We start from the raw sequence: 20,311 nt of genomic DNA, 5'->3' as shown, positions 1-20,311 counted from the left end.
AAAAACAGGGAGTTACTTATGAGAAACGTCCACCTGCTGGGGGTCTCAGCCCTGGCGCTCGCCATCGCCGCTCCGGCCTATGCCCAACAAACCTCGGCGGCCGATAACAACTCGATCTCGGAAATCGTCGTCACCGCCACCAAGCGCGAACAGACCCTGCAGGACGTGCCGATCTCGGTCGCCGTCACCGGTCAGCAGACGATCGAACGCGCCCAGGTCCGCGACCTGATCGACCTGCAGTCGGTCGTCCCGTCGCTGAAGGTCTCGCAGTTCAACGCCACCGGCCAGACGAACTTCGTCATCCGCGGCTTCGGCAACGGCAACGGCAACGACGGCATCGAAAGCTCGGTCGGCGTCTTCATCGACGGCGTCTATCGCAGCCGCTCGGCCGCCGCCCTGGACGACCTTCCGGAAGTCGAGCGCATCGAAGTCCTGCGCGGCCCGCAGTCGACCCTGTTCGGCAAGAACGTGTCGGCCGGCGCCATCAGCATCGTGACCAAGAAGCCGCAGTACGAGTTCGGCGGCAAGATCGAGGGCACCTACGGCAACTACAACACCCGCCAGATCAAGGGCACCATCACGGGTCCGCTCAGCGACACCCTGGCCGTGCGCCTGTCGGGCAGCGTGAACAAGCGCGACGGCTTCTTCACCAACACGACCACCGGCAACGACGTTAACGACCGCGACCGCTGGTCGGCGCGCGCCGACGTGCTGTGGGAGCCGACCGACAAGACCTCGTTCCGCGTCATCGCCGACTACAACAAGATCAACGAGACCTGCTGCGGCGTCACCTCGATCTATAACGGCCCCGCCACCCTGGCGATCGCGGCCGTGCTGAAGAAGCCGATCAGCGACACGACCAAGATCTTCGACCGCGACGTGATCTTCAACACCGACCCGGAAAACAAGCTGTCGGGCAAGGGGATCTCGGGTCAGCTGGACCACGACTTCGGCTTCGCCAAGCTGACGGCGATCACCGCCTATCGCAAGCAGACCAGCTCGTCGTTCCAGGACATCGACTTCACCGGCGCGGACATCTCCAACAACCGCACCGCGAACGCCATCAAGACCTTCACCCAGGAAGTGCGCCTGGCCTCCAGCGGTGACGGCCCGCTGAGCTGGCTGATCGGCGGCTTCTACCAGAACGAAAAGCTGGATACCGGCCGCACCATCACCTACGGCAGCGACGTGCGCGGCTTCGCCGACGCGCTGGGCGGCCCGGTCCCGGCCGCGCTGCTGGGCGCTCTGCCCGCCGCATTGCGCCCGGCCCTGACCGGCCGCTCGAACATCTACGCGCTGGAGTTCCTGCAGAGCCTGGTGACGCCCAGCATCCGTCCGGGCTCGACCTACTTCCAGGCCGGCCAAGGCCTGAACGACTACTACAAGATGAAGCAGGAGTCGTACTCGCTGTTCGGCCAGGTCGACTACGCCGTCACCGACAAGCTGACCCTGACGGGCGGCCTCGCCTACATGAACGACGAGAAGAAGGCCCGCTCGAACGTGGTCATGAACGACCCGTTCTCGGCCCTGAACCTGGGCGCCGTGCCGCAGTTCACGGCCCTGGGCCTGCCGGGCAGCCTGTATAGCGCCCTGGGCGCCCTGCAGTTCTTCTATGGAAACGACCCGACCCACGGTCCGGTCAACTATCCGAACGCCTCGGAGTCGGGCCAGCTGAAGGGCGACAAGGTCACCTATGCCGTGCGTGCGGCCTATGACTTCGGCGCGATCAACGCCTATGTCAGCTACTCCACGGGCTGGAAGGCCGGCGCCTACAACCTGTCGTCGGACAGCCGTCCGCCGAACGCCAACGGCGTGGGCCGCAGCGCTCAGCCGGAAAACGTCGACGTCATCGAACTGGGCGCCAAGGCCAGCTTCCCGGGCGGCTACGCCAACGTCGCGGTGTTCAAGCAGTCGATCAAAGGCTTCCAGTCCAACGCCTTCACGGGCCTGGGCTACAGCCTGGTCAATGCGGGCGAGGAGTCGGTGAAGGGCTTCGAACTCGACAGCGCCTGGCGTCCGGTGCAGTGGCTGAACCTGGCCGCTTCGGTGACCTATCTGGATCCGAAGTACGACAGCTTCACCGGCGCGGCCTGCGTGACCTTCGACACCGTCCGCTGCCCGGTCGACCCGACCACCGGCCGTCGTCCGAACTTCCGCGACCTGACGGGCGACACCCCGGCGGGCATCCCGAAGTGGAACTTCTCGACCTCGGCGACGATCAATCACGACATCGCCGAGAACTGGTCGGGCTATGCCCGCGTGGAATACGACTACAGCAGCAAGGTCCAGCTGACCGAGACGGTGTCGCCGCAACTGGCCAGCTATGACACCAACATCGTCAATGCCAGCCTGGGCGTCATCAACACCGCCCACCAGCTGGAAATCGGCCTGTGGGCGCGTAACCTGACGAACGACGAGAGCCTGATCTCGGCGTTCCCGACCGTGGCCCAGGACGGCAGCTACAGCGGCTATCCGAACGCCCCGCGCACCTACGGTGTGACGGTCCGCAAGAGCTTCTAAGGCTCTCGCGACAGAATAGAGTTGGGGCGGCTCGATCTCGGGCCGCCCTTTCTTTTGCGCCAAGTGGCCTGACCAATTTGGATTGCGTCCTGACCACTAGCCGTGCTTCAACAGCGCCAACAAAAGTGGAGGACGCCATGGGTGCGGTTTTGAAGGTCTTGGCGGGCGCGGCATGCGCGTTCGTGCTGCTGGCGCCATTGGGCGCGCTGGCCTCCTCGCCCACCCTGACCCGGGCCGATAACCGCGACGGCCAGGACCTGTCGGGGACCTGGCATTACTCGGTCGATCCCTATCGCGACGGCTTGGCCGGCTTCCACCGCGGCGCGCCGGGGGCGGGCCATCGGCGTTATGACGATGTCGATGTCGACGCCCTGACCAGGGCCAAGCCCACCGCGCTCTACGAGTACGACATGGACCGGGCGGCGACGGCGACCCTGCCGCAGGGCTGGGTCGGGCATGATCCAAGCCTGCGCTACTACCAGGGCCTGATGTGGTACACGCGCCGTTTCGACACGCCGGCGCTGAAGCCCGGCCAGCGCGCCTTCCTGCGCTTCGAGGCGGTCAACTACACCGCCAAGGTGTTCCTGAACGGCAAGGCGGTCGGCGAGCACGAAGGCGGCTTCACGCCGTTCTCGATCGAGGTCACGGATGCCATCCGGGCCAGCAACAACCAGCTGACGGTGGGTGTGGATTCCACGCCCCAGGCCGACGGCGTGCCGCCGCCCGTCACCGACTGGGAGAACTATGGCGGCATCACCCGCCCGATGCGCCTGGTGATCACGCCCGGCACGTTCATCGACGAGGCCTGGGTGCGCCTTGGCAAGGACGGCAAGATCGCCGCCACCGTGAAGCTGGACGGCGCTCAGGCCGCCAACCAGGAGGTCCATGTCCGCATCGCCGAGCTGGGCCTCGACGTCGCCGGCAAGACCGACGCCAACGGCGCGCTGACCGTCTCGGCCGCCGCGCCCAAGAGCCTGGTCCGCTGGTCGCCCGAGAAGCCCAAGCTGTATGACGTCGTCGTCCAGACCGGCGACGACAAGCTGACCGACCGCGTCGGCTTCCGCACCATCGAGACCCGGGGCCGCGACATCCTGCTGAACGGAAAACCGATCTTCCTGCGCGGCATCTCGGTGCACGAGGAGGAGTTCGGCGACAACCCGGCTCGCACCATCACCGAGGCCGGAGCCCGCGCCCTGCTCAGCGAGGTCAAGGACGGCTTGCACGGCAACTTCGTGCGCCTGGCCCACTATCCGCACAGCGAGGTCACCACCCGCCTGGCCGACGAGATGGGCCTGCTGGTCTGGAGCGAGATCCCCGTCTACTGGCTGGTCGACTTCGGCAACCCGCGCACCCTGAAACTGGCGCGCGACATGCTGGCCGACAACATCCGCCGCGATCGCAACCGCGCCTCGATCGTCATGTGGAGCGTGGCCAACGAGACCCCGGTCGAGGGCCCGCGCAACAGCTTCCTGTACCAGCTGGTCGACGACGTCCGCGCCCTGGACGACAGCCGCCTGGTCACCGCCGCCCTGCTGACCGAACGCAAGACCGTCGACGGCCACCCGCTGACCAGCCTGAACGATCCGCTGGCCGACAAGCTGGATGTGCTGGCGATCAACACCTACAACGGCTGGTACGGCAATGACGCCCTGGACGATGTGCCCAACATCGCCTGGAAACCCACCGACAAGCCGATGGTGTTCTCCGAATTTGGGGCCGACGCCCTGGCCGGCTTCAGCGACCCCGTCCTGATGCGCAAGTTCTCCGAGGACTTCCAGAAGAAGTACTACGAGAAGACCCTGGCCATGGCGGCCAAGATCCCGAGCCTGCGCGGCATGTCGCCCTGGATCCTCAAGGACTTCCGCAGCCCGCGCCGCCAGAACCCGATCTATCAGCAGGGCTGGAACCGCAAGGGCCTGGTCTCGCCGACCGGCCGCCGCAAGCCGGCCTTCTGGGTGCTGCAGCAGTTCTACAAGGACAAGGAAGCCGGGAAGTAACGCCTCCCTTGCCCCGCCCTCTACGACCAAAGTCGCAAGGGGGCGGGCATGCTTTCGGGTAGCGCTCCCATCCCGCGCCCTTTATCCCGACTGACAAGGTGCGCGTGAAGCGACCAGCATACGGGGATGGCATGACGACGCGGCGCGATCTGATGGCGGGCGGCCTGGCCCTGGCGACGACCTTGCTGGCGCCTCGCCCCGGCGCTGCGGCTCCCCTCACCAAAGCCCATGCCCAGCGGGTCAAGGACCTGCTGGCCCGCATGACCCTGGACGAGAAGATCGGCCAGATGCACCAGCCGGCCGGCGGCCGGCAGAAGGCTCTGAACTCCAAGATCGACGCGGCCGCCCTGGACCTGGTCCGCAAGGGCGGCGTCGGTTCGTACCTGCACGTGGCCGGCGCTCAGTTCCTGACCGACCTGCAGAAGGTGGCCGTCGAGGAGTCGCGGCTGAAGATCCCGCTGCTGTTCGCCATCGACGTCGTCCATGGCTACCGCACGCTCTACCCCGTGCCGCTGGCCATGGCCGCGACCTTCGATCCCGACAGCTATCGCGCCTGCGCCCGCATGGCGGCGATCGAGACCAGCGTGGCGGGCCTGCACTGGACCTTCGCCCCGATGGTCGACGTCGCCCGCGACCCGCGCTGGGGCCGGGTGGTCGAGGGCGCGGGCGAGGACGCCTATCTCGGCTCCGTCATGAGCGTGGCCCAGACCGAGGGCTTCCAGACCAAGGACCTGGCCGGCAAGGACACGGTGCTGGCCTGCGTCAAGCACTTCGGGGCCTATGGCGCGGTGGCCGGCGGCCGCGACTACGATAGCGCGGACCTCTCGGAGCGGACGCTGAACGAGGTGATCCTGCCGGCGTTCGAGGCCGGCAAGACCGCCGGCGCGGGCAGCTTCATGACCGCCTTCAACGACATCGGCGGCGTGCCCACCACCGCCAACGCCGCCCTGGTGCGCGGTCACCTGCGCGAGAAGTGGGGCTTTGACGGCATCGTGGTCAGCGACTGGAACGCCATCGCCGAGCTCGTCTCGCACGGCATCGCCGAGACGCCCGCCCAGGCCGCCGCCCTAGCCCTGAAGGCCGGCGTCGACATGGACATGGCCGGCGGCGTCTACGCCACGCACCTGAAGACCGCCGTGGCCGAGGATCCGTCCCTGCTGCCGCTGGTCGACCAGGCCGTGGGCCACATCCTGCTGACCAAGGCGCGCCTGGGTCTGTTCGACGATCCCTACCGCTTCGGCGACGTCGCGCGCGAGAAGACCGTGATGGTCAGCGCCCCGCACCGCGCCATCGCCCGCGACGCGGCCCGCAAGTCGGTGGTGCTGCTGAAGAACGACGGCGCCCTGCTGCCCCTGGCCAAGACCGCCAAGGTCGCCGTGGTCGGGGCCCTGGCCGACGACGCCCGCAGCGCCATCGGCTCGTGGAAGGCGCGCGGTGAGGAGACCGACGCCGTCACCCTGGTCGCGGCGCTGAAGGCCCGCCTACCGGGCGTGACCTTCACCGCTGGTGCGGCCCCGCGCAGCCACGACCTCGCCGGCGTGTCGGCGGCCGTCGCGGCAGCGCAAGCCGCCGACGTCACCCTGCTGGTGGTCGGCGAGGACTTCGACCACAGCGCCGAGTCCCGCAGTCGTTCCGACCTCTCCCTGCCCGGCGGCCAAAAGGCCCTGGCCGACGCGGTGCTGGCGACCGGCAAGCCCGTGGTGCTGATCGTGATGGGCGGCCGTCCACTGGCCATTCCCGACCTGCTGGCTAAGGCTCCGGCCTCGCTGATGACCTGGCTGCTGGGCGTCGAGAGCGGCCCGGCCCTGGCCGATATCCTGCTGGGTGACGCCTCGCCCGGCGGCCGCCTGCCGATGGGCCTGCCGCGCACCGCCGGGGCCCTGCCCGAGACCTACGCCCACTATCCCACCGGCCGCCCCGCCGATCCGGACCTGGCCAAGGACACCGCCCGCTATCACGACGTCGATGTCGGCCCGGTCTATCCGTTCGGCCACGGCCTCGCGTATTCGACCTTCGGCTATTCGGACCTGACGCTGGACAAGAGCCAGATCGGCCCGGATGGCGTGGTCGCCGTCACCGTGGCGGTCACCAACACCGGCAAGGTCTCCGCCGACGAGGTGGTGCAGCTCTACATGCGCGACCCGGTCGCCCTCGTCGCTCGTCCGGTCAAGGAACTGCGCGGCTTCCAGCGCCTGGCGCTGAAGCCGGGCGAGACCAGGCGCGTGACCTTCAAGCTGTCGGCCCGCCAGTGCGCCTTCTGGGAGGCCGGCAAGTGGCGGATCCAGAAGGGCAAGATCGAGCTGATGGTCGGCGCCTCTTCAGACGACATCCGCGCCAAGGCCGCCTTCGCCATCACCTCCGACGGCTGGAGCGACACGCCCGCCGCCGCCCTCCTGACCCCGGTGACCATCGCATGAGTCTCGAAGTCCCCACCGTCCGCCGGGTCACGGCGCGGCTGATGCCGCTGTTCTGCGTGATGTACCTGATCGCCTATATCGATCGGCAGAACGTCTCGTACGCCAAGCTGGAGATGGTTCAGGCCCTGGGCCTGTCCGAGGCCGCCTACGGCCTGGGCGCCAGCCTGTTCTTCATCGGCTACTTCCTGTTCGAGGCGCCGTCCAACCTGATCCTGGCCCGGGTGGGCGCGCGGGTCTGGTTCGCGCGGATCATGTTCACCTGGGGCCTGGTCACGCTGGGCCTGGGCTTCACCCAGAACGCCACGATGTTCTACATCCTGCGCTTCCTGCTGGGGGTGACCGAGGCCGGCTTCTTCCCCGGGGTGCTGTATGTGCTGACCCTGTGGTTCCCGCAGGCCCACCGTGCGCGAATGGTCGGGCTGTTCATGGTCGCCTCGGCGCTCGCCAACGCCGTCGGGGCCATGGTCGGCGGGGCGCTCTTGGACCTGCACGGCCTGGGCGGCCTGGCCGGCTGGCAGTGGGTGTTCCTGGCCACCGGCGCGCCGGCGGTGCTGATGACCCCCTACGTCCTGTGGAAGCTGCCCAACGGTCCCGAGCACGCCCCCTGGCTGGAGCCCGAGCAGAAGGCCTGGTTGGCGGAGACCCTGAAGGCCGAGAACGGCGGGGCCGAGATCAGCCACGCCGGCGCCTGGAAAGCCATCCTGGATCCTCGCGTGCTGCTGCTGGCGGTGCTGTATGTCGGCATGCCGCTGGGGGCCTATGGCCTGAGCTATTGGCTGCCCACGATCGTCAAGGCGTTCGGCGTGTCCAACACCATGAACGGCCTCATCAACATCATCCCCTGGATCCTGGTCGGCGCGGCCCTGTGGTTGGTCCCCCGCCATGCAGCCCGGCGAGGCTTCACCGTCTGGCACATCGCCGGCCCGCCCCTGCTGGCCGCCGTCGCCCTGGTGCTGAGCGTGATCGTGCCCGGGACCTGGGCCAAGTTCGCTTTGCTGTGCATCGCCGCCCCGGCCATCTTCGCCGGTCAGCCGGGCTTCTGGAGCCTGCCGCCGACCTTCCTGACCGGGGCTCGCGCCGCGGCCGGCATCGCGGCGATCAACGCGGTCGGCAACCTGGGCGGCTTCGTCGCTCAGAACGTGGTGCCGATCATCCGCGACCGGACGGGCAGCAACCTGGCGCCGATGCTGTTCCTGGCCGCCTGCCTGACCGTCACCGCCGCCATGGTCTTCGTCGCCTTCCGGGTGCTGAAACCCGTTGTCGGGACGCCGCAAACCCAGGCGGGCTAGGGCTCTGCGCGCGTTTGTCGCAGGAGTGCGACAGAACGGAACGTTGCCTTAAGTCGCAGACTCGACGATGGTCAGATCACTCGGCGCACCCCACCGCGTCCGACACCTTTTTGTGCTAAGCCGGCTGGCCGGGCCCGATGGGCAAGACCAGCCGGTTTATTTTCCCCGGCCATGTCCAAGCCTTCGCTGGCGTCGTCCAGAGCCAAGGCAAAGCTAACCCAATATGGTTTGCACGATTACCTCGTGCACAATTGTTTACTTGTGATGCCTGCGCGCTTCCGCGCCAATGCAAACGATTGTGTTTAAAGCGACCAGACCATGAAAACGATCGCCAACGCCCAGCCCCTGCCCGCCGCCGTCGCGCTGAACATCGACGTTCGCGCCACGCTGATGCGCCGGGTGCTGCCGCTGGGCCTGACCCTGGCCCTGTGGGCCGTGGTCATCCAAAGCCTTCGCCTGGTTTTCTAGGTCGCGAGGAAAGGCTTATCGCCCTTGATCGTCACGCGCTCGACGATCCGCTCCTGGGGCCAGTAGTCCAAGATCGCGTAGTGCTGCGTCGCGCGATTGTCCCAGAACACGATGGCGTTCGGCGTCCAGCGGAAGCGGACCTGATATTCCGGCGCCTTCACCCGATCCAGCAGATCCGCCAGCAGCGCCTTGGCCTCGTCCTCGGGCAAGCCCAGGATCCGGGTCGTGAAGACCTTGTTGACGAACAGGTGCTTGTCGCCGGTCTCCGGGTGCGTGCGCACCACCGGATGGACCATCGGCGGATAGGCCGCCCGCAGCTCCTGCCTCTTGGCCTCGTCGACCCGGTAGCCGTAGCTCTGGATGATGTCGTGCTCGGCCGTCAGGGTCTCCAGCTGGTCCTTCAGCTTCTGCGGCAGATCGGCATAGATGGCGGCCGTGTCGGCGAACAGGGTGTCGCCGCCCAGCGGCGGCATGTGCCGCATGCGCAGCACCCCGCCCATCGAGGGCGCCTCGCGGAAGGTGACGTCGGTGTGCCACTTGTTGGCGGCGCGGACGATCGGGACGATCTCCTCGCGCAGCTTCATGCCGTCGGCGGCCTCGATGTGCAGGATCTCCGGAAAGCCCGGCACGTGGGCGGTGACCGGATGCCCCTCCAGCTCGCCGAAATAGCGCCCGAAGCGGACGTGGTCCTCGTAGGCGATGTCCTGGTCGCGGAAGAACACCACCTTGTGGCGCAGCAGGGCCGCGCGGATGGCCGCGACGATCTCGGGCGTCAGCGGCTGGGTCAGGTCCAGGCCTGAGATCTCGGCCCCCAGGACCGTGCTGACGGGCGTGACGGTCAGGCCGGCATAGTCGACGGCGTCTTTCTCGGAAATCGAAACCGGGGCGTTCATCGGCGTCCTCCCAGGGCTTTTTGAAACCCTACGACTGAACACCGTTCACTCAATTCACAATTTCTACGGCCGGTATTCCCGTTCCTCGTAGTCGAACCAGTCGAAGTCGGCTGGCGCGGCCGTGCCCGCCCCGTCCTGGCAAGCCATGCCGACGAATGCGCCGGTGAAGGCCGGAGCGCCGGGGATGGTCGCTTCGTCCGACAGGATCGAGGCGTCGAACACCTCCGGCAGCCAGGTCCACTCCCGCGCGCCTTGCCGGTAGCCGAAGCGCAGGCGCTCCAGATCGACCTCGACCCGCAACTCGACGGGACCGGCAACCAGCGCGATCGGGGCGGTGAAGCTGTCGGCCGAAGGGCTGTCGGGCGTGCAGGTCATGACCCGCAGGTGCTTGCCGGCTTCATCGTCATGGCTGACGTGCAGATAGTGGAACTTGGCGCCGTTGTAGTAGCAGATCAGCCCAGCGGCCTGCTGGTAGTGTTCCGGCTCGAAGTCCAGCACCGTGGCGGCCGAGTAGCAGTGGGCCTGCTGGCGACGGGCGACCAGCGCCTGGCGGAAGACGCTGCCGACGCTCTCGCGGCCGTACAGGCGCAGGGAGCCCGGCTTGGCGGTCAGACTGAAGATCTCGTCCGGACAGGGCGTCCGCAGCCACTGGAAGTCGATCGGCAGCTCGGAGCTATCGAAATCCGCCCGCACCGGAGCGGCGGGCCAGGCCTGCTCAGGCAGGTCCGGCCCGGGAGTCTCCAGCGTCGGGTCGCCCGAGCCGTCCAGCGTGCGCGGCCAGCCGTCGGCGCCCCACACCAGCTTCTGGATCGCGGTCTCGCGTCCCAGGGTGCAGCGGCCGCGATTGGGTAGCGGACGGCCGCACAGATAGACCGCGTAGGTCTCGCCGTCGGCGGTCTCCACCAGGTCGGCGTGGCCGGCGCGCTGCAAGGCCACATGCGGGCGGTCGCGCGAGGTCAGGACGTAGGTGTCGGGGTGCAGCTCGTACGGTCCGCCAATGCTGCGCGAACGGGCCATGGTCATGGCGTGGCCCCAGCCGGTGCCGCCCTCGGCGGTGACCAGGTAGTACCAGCCATCGCGCTTGTAGAGGTGGGGCGCTTCGGTCAGGCCGATGGACGTGCCCTCGAAGATCACCTTGCGCTCGCCGACCAGCTTGCCCTCGGCGGCGTCGAACTCCTGCAGCACGATGCCGGCGAAGCGGTTCTTGCCCGGGCGGTGATCCCACAGCTGGTTGACGAGCCACTTGCGGCCATCGTCGTCATGGAACAGCGACGGGTCGAAGCCGGAGCTGTTCAGATAGACCGGCTCGGACCATTCCCCATCGATCGTGTCGCAGGTGATCAGGTAGTTGTGGAAGTCGCGCAGGGACGCGCCGGAAGCCCCGCCCACCGTGGTGCGGCCATAGCGCTTCACGTCGGTGAAGATCAGCCAGAACTTGCCGTCGGCATGGCTCAGGCACGGCGCCCAGACGCCGCAACCATCGGGATCGCCGCGCATGTCCAGCTGGCTGGCGCGCACCAGCGGCCGGCTCAGCAGGCGCCAGTTCTTGAGGTCCCGCGAGTGATGGATCTGGACGCCCGGGAACCACTCGAAGGTCGAGACGGCGATGTAGTAGTCGTCACCCACCCGCACGATCGAAGGATCGGGATTGAAGCCGCGCAGGATGGGGTTGCGGATCACGGGCGTACTCATGCGGCAGGAAGCTGACTGACGGGCTCGGCCTTGGGACCAAGGCGGTCCTTGACGAAGGTCCAGAGGATGATGGCGCCCAGGATGTCCAGGACGCCCAGGGCCACGAAGAACGGGTCGTAGCCGATCGTGCTGACCAGCCCGCCGATCAGCAGCGAGAACAGCAGGACGCCCAGATTGCCCATCATGCCGGCCAGGCCCGCCACCGTGGCGACCTCGTCGCGGCGGAACAGGTCCGAGGCCATGGTGATGACGGTGACCGACAAAGTCTGGTGCGCGAAACCGCCCAGGCACAGCAGGGCGATGGCGGCGTAAGGGCTCTCGACCCGGCCGACGAACGCCATGCCGGTCATCATCGCCGCGCCGACCGTCACCGCCCAACGACGGGCGTTGATCAGCGACACGCCGCGCTTCTGCAGGAAGTGGGCGATGATCGGGCCGAACATGCAGCCCAGATCCGCCGCCACGAACGGCAGCCAGGCGAACATGGCGATCTGCTTGAGGTCAAAGCCGCGCGTCTGCGACAGGTACAGTGGCACCCAGAACGACAGCGTCCCCCAGGTGGGATCCGCCAGGAAACGCGGCAGGGCGATGCCCCAGAACTTCTTCTGCTTCAGGATCGAGATCACCGAGGGCTTGGTCCCGGCGTCGGTCAGGTGCGCCTCCTGCCCCGCCGCGATGCGCGCGCGCTCTTCCGGCGTCATCGACGGATGCTGGTCGGGCGAACGGTAGAACGCCAGCCACAGCACCACCCAGACCACGCCGATCGCGCCGGTCAGCACGAAGGCGGCCCGCCAGTTCCAGGTCAGCACGGCCCACACCACCAGCGGCGGCGCCAGCATCGAGCCGATCGACGAGCCGATGTTGAACACCCCGCCGGCGAAGCCGCGCTCCTTGGCCGGGAACCAGGTGGCGACGGTCTTCATGCCCGCCGGCTGGGCCGAGCCCTCGGCCAGGCCCAGCAGGCCGCGCAGGAAAGCGAAGGCCTGCCAGTTGTTGGCCAGGCCGTGGGCCATGGCCACCAGCGACCAGGCGGCAGCGAAGACGGCGAAACCGGTGCGCAGACCCAGGGTGTCCAGCACATAGCCGCAGACCGGCTGCATCATGATGCCGATCTGGAAGGCGCTGGTGATCCAGGAATATTCCTTCACCGAGATATCGAGGTCCTTGAGGACCGTCGGCGCGGCGACGCCCATGGTGGAGCGGGTCAGGTAGTTGACGATCGCACCCAGCATGACCAGGCCGATGATCCACCAACGCAGCGCTTTCAGTTTCGGCAAGACGACGCTCCCCCGTCGGGCGTCCTTGGTCGGGGCCCGTTGGATGTTACCGCTATCGCCGATGAGATCTGACGTCCACCCTACGAAGGTCTGATATGAGCGTCCTAGTGAGGATGCCCCGCGCGCAAGGCCTTGGCCCGTCGCGCCGCCTGCGACCGCGCCGAAGGCTCCTTCTTGCCGCCCTTGGGAGGCTTCCCGGACTTGGCCAGCCTGGCCGCCCGTGCGTCCTTTTCCGCCGCCGCGCGCTGTAGCGCCTTCAGACTCAAGTCCGCCCGCGCCTTGCAGTGGGCGTGCATGGCTTCCAGTTCCTTGTCGGTCAGCTTTTCGATGCCCATGAACTGGTTTTCAGCGTCGGTCGTGGCGCGGATCAGCTCGTCCAGCTTGGTCTGCAGGGCGATGCCGTCGCGGTTCTGAGTGTTCTGGATCAGGAACACCATCAGGAAGGTGACGATGGTGGTGCCGGTGTTGATCACCAGTTGCCAGGTCTCGGAGAACTTGAAGATCGGCCCGCTCACCGCCCAGGTCAGCACCAGGGCGACGCAGATCAGGAAGGCCGGCGGACTGCCGGTGACCCTGGCCGTAACGTTGGCGAACTTGGCGAACAGCTTGTCCACGGGCGATCTCCCTTCAGATCGCCCGGGTAACGCCTAGGCCGTGACGCCGGCTCCCGGCAGTGGCGCAGGTTGGTGCAGCGTCTCGGCGCCGTGGCGGTCGACCTCGCCGACGAAGCGGTCCTTGCGCTCAGGGCCGGCCTCGGGCTCCCAGACGAAGACGCCCTTGCACTCGTGAGCTGCGGCGATCTCAGCGGCCAACTCCAGGGCGTCGAAGTCGTCTTCGGCCGTTTCGGCGATGAAGGTCAGGGACACGCCATCGGCGCGTCGCGGGTAGAAGAGATAGGTGGGCATAGGGGTGCTCCTGCCTCTAGCGAGCGGGAGCGAAAGCCGAAGCTTCATCTCTCAGCCATCGGCGCTCGAGAAACCGTGCCGATGATGACCAAACGCTACCACCCCAATTCGGGGATGGCGAGTAAATACGGCGGAGTTCCGGAATAAATGTTAGTCGTAAACTCGACATTCACGGCTGCGTGAGCACATAAACCATGGAAATACATCATGAACGCATAGCATTGATGGCAAACACGCGCCTAGAATAACTACTGCGTCACCTATACAACAGAACTGAACGAAACTGCTGATTTTTGCGGGACTGACAATCTTGGCAATAGTCGACTTGCCGCCACTTCAACTATCTGTAGGCGATCGTCCAGCTGACCGTGATCGGACCGGCGGCGGCTGCCCCGCTACAGCTGGTCAGGGCCGTCATCGCCCCCGTCGGCGCGCGGTAGGCCTTGTTGTCGTTCAGGGCCTTCGTCGTGCAGGTCAGACCTTCGACCTTGAAGCTGGTGACGTCGCCGGTCTTGAACGTCGTTGTCCCGCCCTTGGTCGTCGCCTTGCCCGAGAAGCTGGCGAAGGCCAGGTCCACGGCCTTCACGGCGACACCCGGCTTGGGCGTGAAGACGTCCGTGCGGCGGATGCGGCCGGGCTCCAGGACATAGGTCGTCTTGACGCTGAAGCGGTCGTCGCCGACCGGGGCCTTGCCGCCTAGGCGGTCCAGCTTGTCCTGGTCATAGGTGATGGTGGTGCGGGCGCCCTGCTCGCCGATCTTCACGTGGGCCGCATAGGCCAGCGGCGCCAGTTGCGCGCCGTCGGCCAGGGTGATGCGCGGCAACAGCTGCGGGAAGCTCCCGTCGGCCACGCCTTGCAGCATCCCCGGCGAGAACGGGATCGGATAGTAGGGCGTGTTCTGATGCTGGCCGTCGCCGCCGTTGATGATCGGCAGGCCGATGACGCGGCCCTTGTCACGCACAGTCACCACCAACCGGTCGTTAGCGCCCCGCGCGAACCAGGTCACCGTCCGCTTGGGCAGCTTGTCCAGCCAGGCCGCGTAGCCGGGGTCGGGCGCCTTGTCCTTGAAGCCCAGCTCGTTCCAGATCGCGCTGGTGTAGATGTACTGCCGGCCCAGGCTGAGGTTCTCGCCCAGGATCCGGTGCTTGCCGCGATAGGCATCCGTCCGCCGGCCGTGCTCCCACAGGTTCACCGAGCCCATCTTCGGGTCGAACCAGAAGTCCATGTAGCGGGCCGCGACGCGCGATGAGAACGCGTAGCCCATGGCTTTTTCTTCCGGCGTCAGCACGTCCAGCTTGGCCGCCGCGGTCAGCACCTCCAGAAAGGCCGTCTCGCCATAGGTCCCGATGCTGCGGCCATATTCGAAGCCTTCACCGCGCAGGTTCAGGCGGGGCAGCATCAGGTCGACCGAACGGCGCAGCCACTGGCGCACCTCCGGCGTGGCGGGCATGCCGGCCTCGATCAGGCGGTGGCTGATCTCGCCGATCAGCAGGACGGAGTAGCGGTCGAAGCGCCCTTCCCCGTCGGTCTCGTCGGCGAAGCCGTATTCGCCGGAGTACTTGCGATAGTGGTCCAGGGTCTTGCCCAGCAGGGCCTCGCTGGCGCTGGCGTCCTCCCAGCCCAGGCGATAGCGCAGCCGCGCCACGCTGAAGGCGACGCCGTAATAGTTGTTGGGCAGGCTGATCAGGGTCAGGTCGTCGGTGCGCACGAACCGCCGCCAGTCCAGCTTGGCCTTCAGCTTGGTCAGGGCTTCCGGCGAGACCGCCTGGTCAAGCAGCTCGGCCTGCTGCAACATGAGCAGCGCCTGGCAATAGTAGTAGATGCCCCAGGTGTCGTTGGGATCATCGACGGTCATGTCGGCGATCTGGCGATAGGCGGCCAGGTACTCGGCGAACTTGGGATCGGTGCGCGGCGTATCGACGATCAGGTAGGCCAGCCCGATGGCGATCTTGCCGGGCAGGAACTTGTCGTCGGCTTCGAACACCTTGACCCCGTCCAGGGTCATGTCGCGCTTTTCGGCCAGCAGCTTGTGCAGCAGGACGGCGGTCTGGGGCAGCAGGCGCTTTTCGACCGTCTGGTTCATCGGCGCGACGGCGCCGGCATAGATCGGACCGCGCTGAGCGAAGGCGGGCGTGGCGACAGCCAGGGCGGCGGTCAGGAACAGGAAGGCGCGCAGTCGCATGGGTCGCTCGTCGGCGGCAATAATTGGCATGACCAATCTTGCCGCCGACGGATAGTTGTCAAGCCAATTTAAGGCTTACCAGTTGAACATGGTCCCATCTTGCAGACGGTTCACCGGCAGATAGGCGCGCTTGTATTCGTACTTGCTGGCCAGCGCTTCATCGATGTCGACGCCCAGGCCCGGCTTGTCGCCAGGATGCAGCATGCCGTCGTTGAAGGTGTAGGCGTGCGGGAAGACCGCGTCCGTCTCCGGCGTGTGGCGCATATATTCTTGCAGGCCGAAGTTCGGGATCGCCATGCCCAGATGCAGCGCCGCGGCCATGGTCACCGGCGACAGGTCGGTGGCGCCGTGGCAGCCGGTCTTGACGTGGTGCAGGTCGGCGAAGGCGGCGATCTTCTTCAGGTTGGTGATGCCGCCGGCGTGCAGCACCGTGGCCCGCAGATAGTCGATTAGCTGCTCCTCGATCAGGGTCTTGCAGTCCCAGACATTGGAGAAGATCTCACCCACGGCCAGCGGCGTGGTCGTGTGCTGGCGGATCAGGCGGAAGCCGGCCTGGTTCTCGGCGGGGACCGAGTCCTCCAGCCAGAACAGGCGATAGGGCTCCAGGTCCTTGCCCAGGCGCGCGGCCTCGATCGGGGTCAGGCGGTGGTGGACGTCGTGCAGCAGATGCACGTCCCAGCCCAGCACCTCGCGCGCCTTGGCGAACAGCTTGGGCGCGTGTTGCAGGTAGGCGGACGTGGACCAGACGTTCTCGGTCGGCAGGTTCCCGTCGGCCGGCTCGTAGAACATCTTGTCGCCCGAGACGCCGTAGGTGCTGGCCAGGCCGGGCACGCCGGTCTGCAGGCGGATGGCCTTGTAGCCCATGGCCTTGTACTTCACGGCCTCGGCGATGGTGTCCTCGATGGTCTCGCCATTGGCGTGACCATAGACGGTGACGCCCACGCGGCTGGCGCCGCCCAGCAGCTGGTACAGCGGCAGGCCCGCGACCTTGGCCTTGATGTCCCACAGCGCCATGTCGACGGCGGCCAGGGCGCTCATGCCCACGGGGCCGCCACGCCAGTACGAGCCACGATAGAAGAACTGCCAGGTGTCCTCGATCTGGTGCGCGTCGCGGCCGATGAGGCACGGAATCATGTGATCTTGCAGATAGCTGACCACCGCCAGCTCGCGGCCATTCAGGGTCGCGTCGCCGACGCCGGTGGTCCCATCCTCGGTCGTGATCTTCAGAGTCACGAAATTGCGGCCGGGGCAGGTGACGATGACCTTGGCGTCGATGATCTTCAACATGGACCTAATGCGCTAAGCGGAACCGTAAAGTGGCCTGACCACTTCTATAGACTTATCTGGCAAGATGCTAGTGGTCTTGCCACTTAGGTCGAATGTGTGCGCTGTAGCGCCCTCGCGGCCCTTGCAATAGGCTGCGCAACGCCCGACGCAGCGTCGGCTGGATAGTAGACGATGACCACGACGACGGCCGAAACCCGCAAGCTCTACCAACAGGTGGCCAACTCGATCGCCGACGCGATTCGCGATGGTGTACACCGCCCTGGCCAGCGCCTGCCCTCGGAACGCGACCTGGCTGAAGACTACAAGGTCAGCCGCCCGACCGTCCGTGAAGCGATGATCGCCCTGGAAATCCGCGGCCTGGTCGAGGCCCGCCATGGCTCGGGCGTCTATGTCACCGAGGCCCCGCGTCCGGAGAGCCCGGAACCCGACCTCGACATCGGCGCCTTCGAGCTGACCGAGGCCCGCCGCCTGATCGAGGGTGAGGTGGCCGCCCTGGCCGCCGCCACCATCACCGAGGAAGAGCTGACCGAACTGGCCGACATCCTCGACGACATGGTCGTGGAGAACGACAACAACGTGAAGGGCGACCGCGCCGACCGCCGCTTCCACGTCACCATCGCTAGCGCCAGCCGCAACAGCGCCCTGGTCACCGTGGTCGAGAACCTGTGGGACCTGCGCTACAAGTCGCCGCTGTGCCGCGCCATGCTGGAACGCGCCCGCCAGGTCGGCGTGCGCCCCCGCATCGACGACCACCAGGAGATCCTGATGGCCCTGCGCGAACGCGACCCCACCGCCGCCCGCAACGCCATGCGCGAGCACCTGGGCCGCGTGATCGACAACCTGCTGACGGCGACGGAGATCGATGCGCTGGAGCGGGCGCGGAATGAGGTGGCGGCGCGGCGGACGGAGTTGGCGCGGCGATCGGCGATTTAGAGGGCGGCGCTAGCCCCTCCACCGGCTTCGCCGGTCCCCCTCCCCCAAAGGGGGAGGAGAGAGAAACCCAAAGCGCTGCGGGCGTGACTCCCTCTCCGCCCCGCTTGGGGGCGGACAGACCTGCGCAAGCAGGTCAGGTGGGGGCCAGTGCTGAGCCAGCACGTCTTACCCCTCCGCCGCCAGCTTCCTCTGTCGCTCCACTTCCAGCGCGCTCGGCTGCGCCAGCATGAACGACCCCGTCTCCACCGCACCCGCCCGCGCATAGCGACTGACCACCACGCCCGACGGCGAGGCCTTGCTCTCCGTCAGCCGATACGTCCTCGCCGCCGCCCCTGCCTGGAACAGCCGCTTGCCCTGGCCCAGCACTACCGGGAAAGTCAGGGTGTGCAGCTCGTCGACCAAGTCATTGGCGAACAGGGTCTGCAGGAAATCCGCCGAACCCTGGGTCAGCAGGTCGGGACCGTCCTCAGCCTTCACGCGCTTCAGTTCAGCGACCGGATCGACGCCCAGCCAGCGGCTGTTCTGCCAGGTCAGCTTGAAGCCGGGATCGCGGGTGGCGACGAACTTGGTCGCCTTGCCGAACACCTGGCCGATCGGATCGCCGGCGTCGACGAACGGCCAGTGGGCGGCGAAGATCTCGTAGGTCTTGCGGCCCAGCACCAGGTCGAAGGGCTTTTCGAACAGTCCGCCGATCGCCTGGCCGGCCTCCTCGTCGAACAGCGGCGGCAGCCAGCCGCCGAACTGGAAGCCGCCGGTCGGATCCTCGGTCGGCCCGCCCGGAGCCTGCATGACGCCGTCCAGGCTGACGAAGGCGGCGACGATCAGCTTTCTCATGTCGTTTCTCCCTGAGTGACGCCTCAAGGAACGGGCGAGGATCTCCTTACCCGACACCTACAGTTCAATTTTCTATCCGTTTTCCCGGCGAAAGCCGGGACCCAGATTCAGCCTGAGCGGTTTGGGGTGATCCGAGATACGCCGCGCCAGCCCACTAGATACTCAGGGTTCGATCTGGGCCCCGGCCTTCGCCGGGAGACGGGCTAATTAGGGCTTATACGGCGCGATCGTCAGGCGGCTCGCCGCGCCGGGCGTCTGCTGGGCGATCTGGTCGGCTTTCGCCGCGAAACCCGCGTCGCCATAGGCCCAGGCGGCTACGTCGTACAGCGGCAGGGCCTCCTTGGTGGCGTCCTCGGGCTTGAGGTCCTTGTAGGGGAAGGCTTTCTCGTCGCCCACGAACTGCGCGAGATAGTCGAAAGCCCCCCGGATCCCCTGCCCCTTCGGCCCCTTGTAGCCCCACAGGTCGACGCCGACGCAGGGACCAAGCTCGGCCATGCCGACCAGCGGCTCCAGGGCGAAGTAGCTGTAGTGCAGCCCTCTGGTGCGCGCGAGCTCCTCGGGCAGCTTGCCGTCGGCGTCGATCTGCGGGTCGATGCGGCCCTTGCCCACACTCGCCAGCACTTGCTTCGCCAGATCCGGCTTACGGGCGAACAGGGCGAAGGTCGCCAGCTGGTAGTCGTACCAGATGCCATGATTGTTCTTGGCCGCCCGCTCTTCCTTGCCGGTCGGGGCGGTCTGCATCCACATCGTATAGACCTCGAACCAGTGCTCCAGCGCCTTCTGCTCGGCCGGCTTGATGGCGCCCGAGGGCGCCAGCAGGCCGATCGACTCGACCACGCGCAGCAGGCGGAAGGTGTCCAGCACGCCCTCGGCGCGGCCCAGGGTGCGGCCGGGCACGCCCTGCGCATAGGTCATATGCGGGCGCATGCGCGTGTCGGGATCCAGGAACCAGACGTACAGCAGCTCGGACGCCTTGGTCGCGTACTTGGCCTCGCCGGTGAAGTAGTAGGCCAGCGACAGGGCCTCGACGGCGCTGGCCATGTTGTCCATGCGCACGGCGTCGAAGGCTTCGGTGTTGCGCTCGGGATTCACCTCGCCGTCCTTGCGGATATAGGGCTCGCCGTTCGGCTTGGAGGGGTCCGGCCACCAGTACGGGCCCATCGAGATGTAGTCGTGCTTGTCGCCGCTGGGCGGGGTGCGGGTCTTTTCGGTAACGGCGTAGTACGGGCCGGCCAGCGCCTTGTCGGCGCGGGCGATCAAGGCCTTGTAGGCCGGGGCCAGCGACGGGTCGGAGAGGTTGGCCTTGGCCGCTTGCAGCCACTGCAGCTTCCAGCGGAAGGTGCGGCGGCCCTCGAAGGCGCTGGCATAGCCGTCGTCGGCCTTGCAGACGGGCCCTTGCGCCAAGGCCGGCGCGGCGGTCAGCGCAGTGGCCAGGCCGGCGGCGAGCGCCACGGCGCGGATCGAAGCGGAAATCATGGGCCCCTCCCAGGGAACTGAAGGCGCGCACCTTAGCGTGGCCGGTTCCCGGCGCAAGGATTGGCCTGACCAAATTGGTCAGCCCTGTTTCCGCATTTTGCACTGGCCTTGCCAGGACCGGTAAGACAACCTCCGATGATC

The 20,311-nt window shown here is 67.0% G+C and carries 15 protein-coding genes; 6 read left to right on the top strand and 9 right to left on the bottom strand.

Annotated elements, in window-relative coordinates:
• Positions 1–18 precede the first annotated feature (18 nt).
• From J7528_RS03115 to J7528_RS03095, 5 genes are all read left to right on the top strand, one after another.
• Entirely contained in the window at positions 19–2,520 is a 2,502-nt protein-coding gene (locus tag J7528_RS03115; protein ID WP_291871195.1) for a TonB-dependent receptor, read from the top strand.
• A 137-nt stretch (positions 2,521–2,657) separates the two neighbouring features.
• Entirely contained in the window at positions 2,658–4,517 is a 1,860-nt protein-coding gene (locus J7528_RS03110) for a glycoside hydrolase family 2 TIM barrel-domain containing protein (RefSeq protein ID WP_291871193.1), read from the top strand.
• 131 nt (positions 4,518–4,648) lie between these two features.
• A complete protein-coding gene (locus J7528_RS03105) occupies positions 4,649–6,934 on the top strand; it encodes a glycoside hydrolase family 3 N-terminal domain-containing protein (protein WP_291871191.1) in 2,286 nt (761 codons plus the stop codon).
• Complete coding sequence (locus J7528_RS03100; protein ID WP_291871189.1) at positions 6,931–8,223, top strand: MFS transporter; 1,293 nt, start codon at positions 6,931–6,933, stop codon at positions 8,221–8,223. The genes J7528_RS03105 and J7528_RS03100 overlap by 4 nt, the downstream gene beginning before the upstream one ends.
• A gap of 318 nt (positions 8,224–8,541) precedes the next feature.
• On the top strand, positions 8,542–8,691 hold the full coding sequence (locus J7528_RS03095; RefSeq protein ID WP_291871188.1) for a hypothetical protein: 150 nt from the start codon (positions 8,542–8,544) through the stop codon (positions 8,689–8,691).
• Here J7528_RS03095 and J7528_RS03090 read toward each other — a convergent pair.
• The 7 genes from J7528_RS03090 to manD all read right to left on the bottom strand — a co-directional run bounded on the left by J7528_RS03090 (position 8,688) and on the right by manD (position 16,927).
• Entirely contained in the window at positions 8,688–9,584 is an 897-nt protein-coding gene (locus J7528_RS03090; protein ID WP_291871186.1) for a TauD/TfdA family dioxygenase, read from the bottom strand. The genes J7528_RS03095 and J7528_RS03090 overlap by 4 nt on opposite strands.
• Positions 9,585–9,647: 63 nt before the next feature.
• A complete protein-coding gene (locus J7528_RS03085; RefSeq protein ID WP_291871184.1) occupies positions 9,648–11,276 on the bottom strand; it encodes a glycoside hydrolase family 43 protein in 1,629 nt (542 codons plus the stop codon).
• Positions 11,273–12,508 carry an MFS transporter gene (locus J7528_RS03080; protein WP_291871321.1) on the bottom strand — a complete coding sequence of 412 codons (1,236 nt, stop codon included), beginning with the start codon at positions 12,506–12,508 and terminating at the stop codon, positions 11,273–11,275. Before J7528_RS03080 ends, J7528_RS03085 begins: the two co-directional genes overlap by 4 nt.
• Positions 12,509–12,657: 149 nt before the next feature.
• Complete coding sequence (locus tag J7528_RS03075; protein WP_291871182.1) at positions 12,658–13,167, bottom strand: low affinity iron permease family protein; 510 nt, start codon at positions 13,165–13,167, stop codon at positions 12,658–12,660.
• Positions 13,168–13,200: 33 nt separating this feature from the next.
• Positions 13,201–13,458, bottom strand: a complete 258-nt coding sequence (locus tag J7528_RS03070) for a hypothetical protein (RefSeq protein WP_291871180.1) — start codon at positions 13,456–13,458, stop codon at positions 13,201–13,203.
• Positions 13,459–13,798: 340 nt separating this feature from the next.
• Entirely contained in the window at positions 13,799–15,640 is a 1,842-nt protein-coding gene (locus tag J7528_RS03065; RefSeq protein WP_291871178.1) for a hypothetical protein, read from the bottom strand.
• Between the two features lie 75 nt (positions 15,641–15,715).
• Positions 15,716–16,927 (bottom strand): D-mannonate dehydratase ManD, encoded by a 1,212-nt coding sequence (manD, locus tag J7528_RS03060; RefSeq protein WP_291871176.1) that lies wholly within the window; start codon positions 16,925–16,927, stop codon positions 15,716–15,718.
• Between the two features lie 171 nt (positions 16,928–17,098).
• Here manD and J7528_RS03055 point away from each other — a divergent pair, with 171 nt between their 5' ends.
• On the top strand, positions 17,099–17,860 hold the full coding sequence (locus J7528_RS03055) for a FadR/GntR family transcriptional regulator (protein WP_291871174.1): 762 nt from the start codon (positions 17,099–17,101) through the stop codon (positions 17,858–17,860).
• A 165-nt stretch (positions 17,861–18,025) separates the two neighbouring features.
• Here J7528_RS03055 and J7528_RS03050 read toward each other — a convergent pair whose 3' ends face one another.
• Positions 18,026–18,694, bottom strand: a complete 669-nt coding sequence (locus tag J7528_RS03050; RefSeq protein ID WP_291871172.1) for a dihydrofolate reductase family protein — start codon at positions 18,692–18,694, stop codon at positions 18,026–18,028.
• Between the two features lie 207 nt (positions 18,695–18,901).
• Complete coding sequence (locus J7528_RS03045; RefSeq protein ID WP_291871170.1) at positions 18,902–20,170, bottom strand: alginate lyase family protein; 1,269 nt, start codon at positions 20,168–20,170, stop codon at positions 18,902–18,904.
• Positions 20,171–20,311 lie beyond the last annotated feature (141 nt).

It is taken from the genome of Caulobacter sp. (assembly GCF_017744445.1).
In the GTDB taxonomy this organism is placed as follows: Bacteria; Pseudomonadota; Alphaproteobacteria; order Caulobacterales; family Caulobacteraceae; genus Caulobacter.
The sequence above is the reverse complement of the archived record's forward strand: the minus strand, read 5'-3'. Positions and strand labels throughout refer to the sequence as shown.